At 63.2% G+C, this 6882-nt stretch carries 5 protein-coding genes; 4 read left to right on the top strand and 1 reads right to left on the bottom strand.

What is annotated here, in order from left to right; translation table 11 throughout:
- The 4 genes from uvrA to ybaK all read left to right on the top strand — a co-directional run.
- Window positions 1-2097, top strand: a 2097-nt coding sequence (gene uvrA / locus AB7S84_RS13255; RefSeq protein ID WP_428154965.1) for an excinuclease ABC subunit UvrA, incomplete at its 5' end; no start/stop codon positions are given.
- The gene (locus tag AB7S84_RS13260) at window positions 2094-2342 is read left to right on the top strand and encodes an RNA-binding S4 domain-containing protein (RefSeq protein WP_020878398.1); all 249 of its coding nucleotides are present in this window, start codon (window positions 2094-2096) and stop codon (window positions 2340-2342) included. The genes uvrA and AB7S84_RS13260, both read left to right, overlap by 4 nt.
- 21 nt (window positions 2343-2363) lie before the next feature.
- Window positions 2364-2996, top strand: a complete 633-nt coding sequence (locus AB7S84_RS13265; RefSeq protein ID WP_020878399.1) for a LysE family translocator — start codon at window positions 2364-2366, stop codon at window positions 2994-2996.
- Window positions 2997-3015: 19 nt separating this feature from the next.
- Window positions 3016-3504: a Cys-tRNA(Pro) deacylase gene (gene ybaK, locus AB7S84_RS13270; RefSeq protein WP_020878400.1), complete on the top strand. Its 489-nt coding sequence runs from the start codon at window positions 3016-3018 to the stop codon at window positions 3502-3504.
- A 59-nt stretch (window positions 3505-3563) separates the two neighbouring features.
- On the opposite strand, the gene glnE is transcribed toward ybaK, so the two are convergent.
- Window positions 3564-6452 carry a bifunctional [glutamate--ammonia ligase]-adenylyl-L-tyrosine phosphorylase/[glutamate--ammonia-ligase] adenylyltransferase gene (gene glnE / locus AB7S84_RS13275; RefSeq protein WP_428154968.1) on the bottom strand — a complete coding sequence of 963 codons (2889 nt, stop codon included), beginning with the start codon at window positions 6450-6452 and terminating at the stop codon, window positions 3564-3566.
- Between the last annotated feature and the right edge of the window lie 430 nt (window positions 6453-6882).

Genomic DNA, 6882 nt, shown 5'->3' on the forward strand with positions numbered 1-6882 from the left:
CCCCAGGGCATGTGCCCGGACTGCAACGGCATCGGCAGCGAGCTTTCCATGGACCCCGAAAAAATCGTTCCGGACAAGACCCTCTCCATCCGGCAGGGTGCCGTCATTCCCTGGCGCGGCTATTTCATGAAAAACGACAACGGCAGCCGGTCCTGGGGGCTCAACAAGCTCACCGCCATGTCGCGCCGGTGGGGCATCGATTTCGACACCCCGTGGGAGAAGCTTCCCAAACAGCAGCGGGATCTCATGCTCTACGGCTCGAAGGGGCGGGAAATGAAAGTCCGATGGGATTCCGAGAAGATCCAGGGCGACATCACCATGGCATGGGAGGGCGAGGTCAACGCGCTCATGCGCCGCTACCTCCAGACCCAGTCCGAGGGCCAGAAGCGGTGGTACGCCGGGTTCATGTCCGAGAATCCGTGCCGCACCTGCAAGGGCCGCAGGCTCAAGCCGGAGGTCCTGGGCGTCCGGGTCGGCGGACGGTCCATCATCGAGATCACGGAGATGACCGTTAGCGAGGCCCACGCCTTTCTGAGCAGCTTAGAGCTCACCGGCAACCGGAAGCTCATCGCCGAGGAACTCCTGAAGGAGATCGTCGGCCGACTGGGCTTTCTGCTCAACGTGGGGCTCGACTACCTCTCCCTCGACCGCAAGGGACCGACCCTCTCCGGCGGCGAATCCCAGCGCATCCGACTGGCATCCCAGGTGGGCTCGGAGTTGACGGGGGTTCTCTACATCCTCGACGAACCCTCCATCGGTCTCCACCAGCGGGACAACATCAAGCTCCTGGAGACCCTTCAGCACCTGCGGGACATCGGCAACACCCTCATCGTCATCGAGCACGACCAGGAAACGATGGAAGCCTCGGACTGGATCGTGGACATCGGGCCGGGGGCCGGACTCCTGGGGGGACGGATCGTCGCCCAGGGCGCGCCCGAAGAGATCCGGAACAACCCCGTCTCCCTGACCGGGCGATACCTGGCCGGCGTCGAGCGGATTCCCGTCCCCCAGAGGCGGCGCAGCCCCGGGGAGACCGGCAATCACTGGATCGTGGTCAAGGGCGCCGCCGAGAACAACCTGGCCGGCATCACGGCGAAGATCCCTCTGGGGCTTCTGGTGGCGGTCACCGGCGTCTCCGGCGCCGGCAAATCGACCCTCGTCAACCAGATCCTCTACCCGGCCCTGGCCAGGCACCTCCACCAGTCCGCCCTGGAGGTGGGAAAACATCGGTCCGTCGAGGGGCTCGACCATCTCAACAAGGTCATCAACATCGACCAGAAGGCCATCGGCCGGACTCCCCGGAGCAACCCGGCCACCTACACCAAGGTCTTCGACCCCATCCGGGACTTTTTCGCCCTCCTGCCCGAGTCCCGGGCGCGGGGGTACAAAAAGGGGCGCTTCTCCTTCAACGTCAAGGGCGGACGATGCGAGGCCTGCAGCGGCGACGGGTACATCAAGGTGGAGATGCACTTTCTGGCCGACGTCTACGTCCCCTGCGAAACCTGCCGGGGGAAACGCTTCAACGAGGCGACCCTCCAGGTAAAGTACAAGGGGCACACCATCGCGGACGTCCTCGACCTGTCGGTGCGCGAGGCCCGGGAGCTCTTCGCCGGACACCCCCGGATCGTCCACATCCTCGACACCCTCATGGACGTGGGCCTGGGCTACGTCAAGCTGGGCCAGTCGGCCACGACGCTCTCGGGCGGCGAGGCCCAGCGCATCAAACTGGCCCGGGAGCTGGCCAGGCGGGACACGGGAAAAACCCTCTACATTCTGGACGAACCCACCACCGGCCTCCATTTCCAGGACATCCGGATGCTTCTTCAGGTTCTCCAGCGCCTCGTGGACGGCGGCAACACGGTGGTCGTCATCGAGCACAACCTGGACGTCATCAAAACGGCCGACTGGATCCTCGACCTGGGTCCCGAGGGCGGGAGCGCCGGCGGCCGGATCACGGCCCAGGGCCCACCGGAGAAAGTGGCCCGATCACACGGGAGTTACACCGGATATTTTCTGAGGGAAGTGCTGGACGGCCGTATGCCCGATGCCGGGGCGGCCGTATCGAGAACATCAACACCACAAAGGAGTGTCCCGTGAACACGAAACACCACGAGCCGACCGCCGTTCCCGAGATCATCATCGACCGGGAGCCCATCGAGCTCTACAAGATCCTCAAGATGGAAAACTGGGTCGCATCGGGCGGAGAGGCCAAGTTCGCCATTGCGGACGGGCAGGTTCTGGTCAATAATGCGGTGGAGACCCGGAAACGGAAAAAAATCTTTTCCGGAGACACGGTGGCATTTGCCGGCCGCCGGATTCAGATCCGCCTGAAACCGGCTTGACCTGATCAGGAAAGACCCATAATGGATCCCCAATTCCGGACCTACCTCATCGCCGTCACCCTGCTCACCCTCACGCCGGGGGTGGACACCCTGCTCATCATCCGCAACGCCGGCCGCGGCGGCTGGCGGGACGGCGCCGTCAGCAGCTTCGGCATCTGCACGGGCCTTTTCGTCCACGCCGCGGTGTCGGCCGTGGGCATCTCCGTCATCCTTCTCCAGTCGGCCCTGGCCTTCAGCGTCCTGAAGCTGGCGGGGGCCGGCTACCTGATCTGGCTGGGGGCGGCAAGCCTCCGGCACGCCTGGAAACCCGGCGATACGCCGTCACCGTCCTTCAGGGACGTCCCGCCACTTCGGTTCAGCCCCCGGCGCTCTTTCGTGGAAGGGTTTCTCTCCAACGTCCTCAACCCCAAGGCCGTGGTCTTTTACATGGCCTTCCTGCCCCAGTTCATCGATCCCTCGGGCTCGGCCCTGCGGCAGTCCCTTTTCCTGGCCGGGCTTCATTTCGTCGTCGCCATGGTCTGGCAGTGCTTCCTGGCCCTCATCGTCAACCGCGCCGGGACCTGGCTGAAACGCCGCGCCGTCCATCGGACCTTTGACGGATTGACCGGATCCGTCATGCTGTTCCTGGGCGTCCGGCTGGCCATGGCACGGTAGCCGTCCGGGCGGAGCCGTCATGACCCCGGCGATCAACATACTGAAAAAGCATAAGATCCCACACACGGTGCACGCCTATGTCCACGCCGCCGATACGGATGCCTACGGCCGGGAGGCCGCGAAAGCCCTGGGGGTGCCCCCGGAACGGATGTTCAAGACCCTGGTGGTCTCTCTTCAGGGCGGAAAGCACCCCCTTGCGACGGCCATGGTTCCCGTCTCCGGCCGGCTCGACCTCAAGGCCGTCGCCGCCGCGGCCGGCGCCAAGAAGGCCGCCATGGCCGATCCCGCAGCAGCGGAGCGGGCCACGGGGTATGTGGTGGGCGGCATCAGCCCCCTGGGTCAGAAAAAGCGGCTCCCGATATTCATCGACGCCTCCGCCGCAGCCTTCGAAACCATCTTTTTCAGCGCCGGAAAGCGCGGCCTCCAGATCGAGCTCGCGCCGGGGGATCTGATCCGCCTCTGCCGGGCGGAAACCGTCGACCTCAGGCGCTCCGATACGGCCGGTTGACACCGGCGTTACACGGCCCCACTCCTCTTTTCAGCCGCCATCGGGGATTGAAGCCAACGCTATGACGTACTATCCGTGCCCACATATCGCCGCCAGACCGCCGTCACCCGTTCCCGCAGCTCGATGAACCGGTCATCGGATACCCTGGCGGGTTTTTCCCGAAGGCTCAGCTTATGGCCCATGGACCGATAGGTCAGGTAGGCTTTTCTCAGGAAATAAGCCGTGATCTCATCGATGATTCGGGCGTCGGCCAGGGACCGGATGAGGCGGACGTTATCGGTCCATCTCAGGATCTCGGGCCGGCGGTGGGACTCCAGCAGCACCAGGTACTGGACCAGGAACTCGATGTCCACCATACCCCCCACCCCCTGCTTCAGATCGAACTGTCCGGGCTCGGGCGCCGGAAAGTCTCTTCGCATCCGTGCCCGCATGTCCCGGATCTCCGCCCGAAGGGCCTCCCGATTTCGCGGCTGGGCCAGGATCTCCCGACGGATCTCCTGGAATCGATCCATGAGCCGGGGGTCGCCGACGATGGGCCTGGCCCGGACCAGAGCCTGTTTCTCCCAGGTCCATGCCTCGTTCAACTGATACTCCCGGAAGCCCGACACCGAAGACACCAGGATGCCGGCGGCCCCGCTGGGCCTGAGCCGCATGTCCACCTCGTAAAGCCGACCGGCGGCCGTATGGGTGGAGAGCATGTGGAGGACCCGTTGCCCAAGACGGCTGTAAAAGGTGGTGGTGTCCACGGGCTGCCGGCCGTCGCTGAGTCCGCCGACGCCCGAATGGAGGAATACGAGATCGAGATCCGAATCATAACCCAGCTCGAGCCCGCCCAGCTTGCCGTAGGCGATGACTGCAAAGCCCCGCTCTCCGGGAAGGAGCGGCGGATCGCACGGGGGTGTCCCGTGCCGTTCGAACAGGTGAACCGCCGACATCTCCACGACCCGGCGCAGCACCGTCTCGGCGATGTCGGACAAATGATCGCTGACCCGCATCAGGGGGATGGCGTTGGTGATGTCGGCGGCGGCCACCTTGAGGGTGTTTATCTGGCGGAAGAGACGCAGAGCGTCCATATGGCCCTCGAGATCGTCGGGGTCGCTTTTGGCCTGGTTGCGCGCGAGGGATGCCTCCAGCTCGGAGCGCTCCGGAGGGAGGTAAAGGGTCCTGGCGTCCAGCAGCTCGTCCATGAGCACCGGCTGGCGTGCCAGAAGCCGCATGATCCAGGCGCTGGTGTCGGCCAGCCGAATAAGATGGTCCAGGGCATGGGGGTTCTCCAGGAGCAAGGCCACGTAGCTGGTCCGTCGACGGATGGCACGGATCAGATCGATAGTCCGCTCCAAGGCGATGCAGGAATCATCGGTCCGCCCGGCCCCGGCGATCACCAGGGGCATGAGGCGGGTGATCCGATCCCGTCCCTCCCTGCTGAGAACCTGATCGCCGAGCTCATCCCGGAAGGATTTGATGCACCTGAAAGCGGCTTCGGGATCGTCGTAACCCGCGGATTGGAGAATGGACCGTATGTCGGCGTCATCCCGGGGACGATCCCATATCTCGGCCAGAGGCTCCGCCGCCGCATCCTTCTCAGGCGCGCTCTCCTCCATCTTGAGAAGACTGTTGAAATGACCGTGGACCGCCGCCCTATAGGCGTCCAGGCAGTCATAAAACGAAGCCCATCCGTCGAAGCCCATGGCCGCGGCAAGGCGTGCCCGCCCCGGTTCATCCTTCGGCAGTACATGGGTCTGGGCGTCGTTGACGGCCTGAAGGCGATGCTCGACCCGGCGCAGAAAGATATAGGCTTCCTGAAGGGTCCTGCAGGTCTCGGGGGCAATGCAGCCTTCCTGCACCAGCAGGCTCAACACCGTGTAAATCCGCCGCTCCTGAAGGGCGGGAACGACGCCGCCCCGGATGAGCTGAAAGATCTGACCGAAAAATTCCACCTCCCGAATGCCGCCCGGTCCCAATTTGATGTTGTCGGCCATGCCCTTGCGCTTCACCTCGAGGGCGATCATCTGTTTCATCTCCCGCAGGGACTCGAATACCCCGAAATCAAGGTACCGGCGATAGATGAAGGGCCGGAGGGCGGCGGCAAGGCGGTCGCCGGCGGCAAAATCGCCGGCCAACGGACGGGCCTTGATCCAGGCATACCGTTCCCACTCCCGCCCCTGTTCCTGATAGTAGGTTTCCATGGCATCGAACCCCATGGCCAGGGGCCCGGATTCCCCGTAGGGACGGAGGTTCATGTCGACCCGGAAGACCATGCCGTCGGCGGTGTTCGCCCCCAGCACATGGATGAGACGGCGGGAGAGCCGGATGAAAAATTCCTCGTTGGTGACGATCCGGGGGCCGCCCCGGGTCTCGCCGGATTCGGGATAAGCGAAGATCAGATCGATGTCCGAAGAAAAGTTGAGTTCTCGGGCCCCCAGCTTTCCCATACCGAAAACCACCAGCTTCTGGGCGTGTCCCTCGCCGTCCATGGGTGTGCCGAGAGCGACGCAATGCCGGTCATAGAGGCATGACAGGGCGGCCGCGATGCAGCCCTCGGCCAGAGAGGACAGGTCCGCCATGGTTTCCCAGAGGTCGGCAAGCCCCGACAGGTCCCGAAAGGCGATCCGGGTCATCTCCCTTCGCCTGAAGAGCCGCAGAATCCGCGAGAGGCCCGCCTCGTCCTCGACATCTTCGAGCAGTATTGCGAGGCTTCGGGCGTAAGCCTCCCCATCGTAGCCCCGGAAGAGGTCGCCGCTCTCGAAAAGCGCCGCCGTCATTTCGGGGTTCCGGGTGCAGTTTTTGAGCATGAAGTCGCTGACGGCAAAGGCACGCCTCAGGAATTCGGCCAGTTCGGACGTTATGTATCCCTCGGCGTCGGCATAGGCCGGCGAAGCCCGGAATTCATCCCATCGCTTGTCGGCCTCGCGGGCCAGTTCCCGGGAGAGCACGATCGGATTTGACATTGTCTTTTCACCCCGTTTTTCCTTTGCGTCTTTGCGTCTTTGCGTGAGAATCCTTTTTGACAAGCGCCTTCCGGAGCGAAAAAATGTCTCACGCAAAGCACGCAAAGAACGCCAAGGTTTTTTATCCTTCAGTCTTCAGTCTTCAGTCTTCAGTCTTCAGCCTTCAGCCTTCTGACCTCTGCCTTCCCCCGCTATCCGGTTACCATTGCGAGAGCCGAAAGTTGAATGCATACAGAATCGATTTTCAAAATCGCCGAAGACGACGGACCCGGAATTCGAATCCATCGTGATGTTAAACGGTTAATCTATCATCGAATGCCGGGTCAAACAACGAAAAAGATATCGATTCCCCTTTTCCGGCCGGACATTCCATGGTACAGCATCTTCCTCAACTTTCGACTTTCATAGGCCGGTGCCGGGAGGATACGGC

Origin of the sequence: Desulfococcus sp. (assembly GCF_050178255.1) — a bacterium.
GTDB lineage: Bacteria > Desulfobacterota > Desulfobacteria > Desulfobacterales > Desulfococcaceae > Desulfococcus > Desulfococcus multivorans.

Bases quoted from the DNA above. Each gene is read 5' to 3' on its own strand.
- glnE (WP_428154968.1), bottom strand. From the start codon at position 6,452: ATGTCAAATCCGATCGTGCTCTCCCGGGAACTGGCCCGCGAGGCCGAC.
- ybaK (WP_020878400.1), top strand. From the start codon at position 3,016: ATGACCCCGGCGATCAACATACTGAAAAAGCATAAGATCCCACACACG.
- AB7S84_RS13265 (WP_020878399.1), top strand. From the start codon at position 2,364: ATGGATCCCCAATTCCGGACCTACCTCATCGCCGTCACCCTGCTCACC.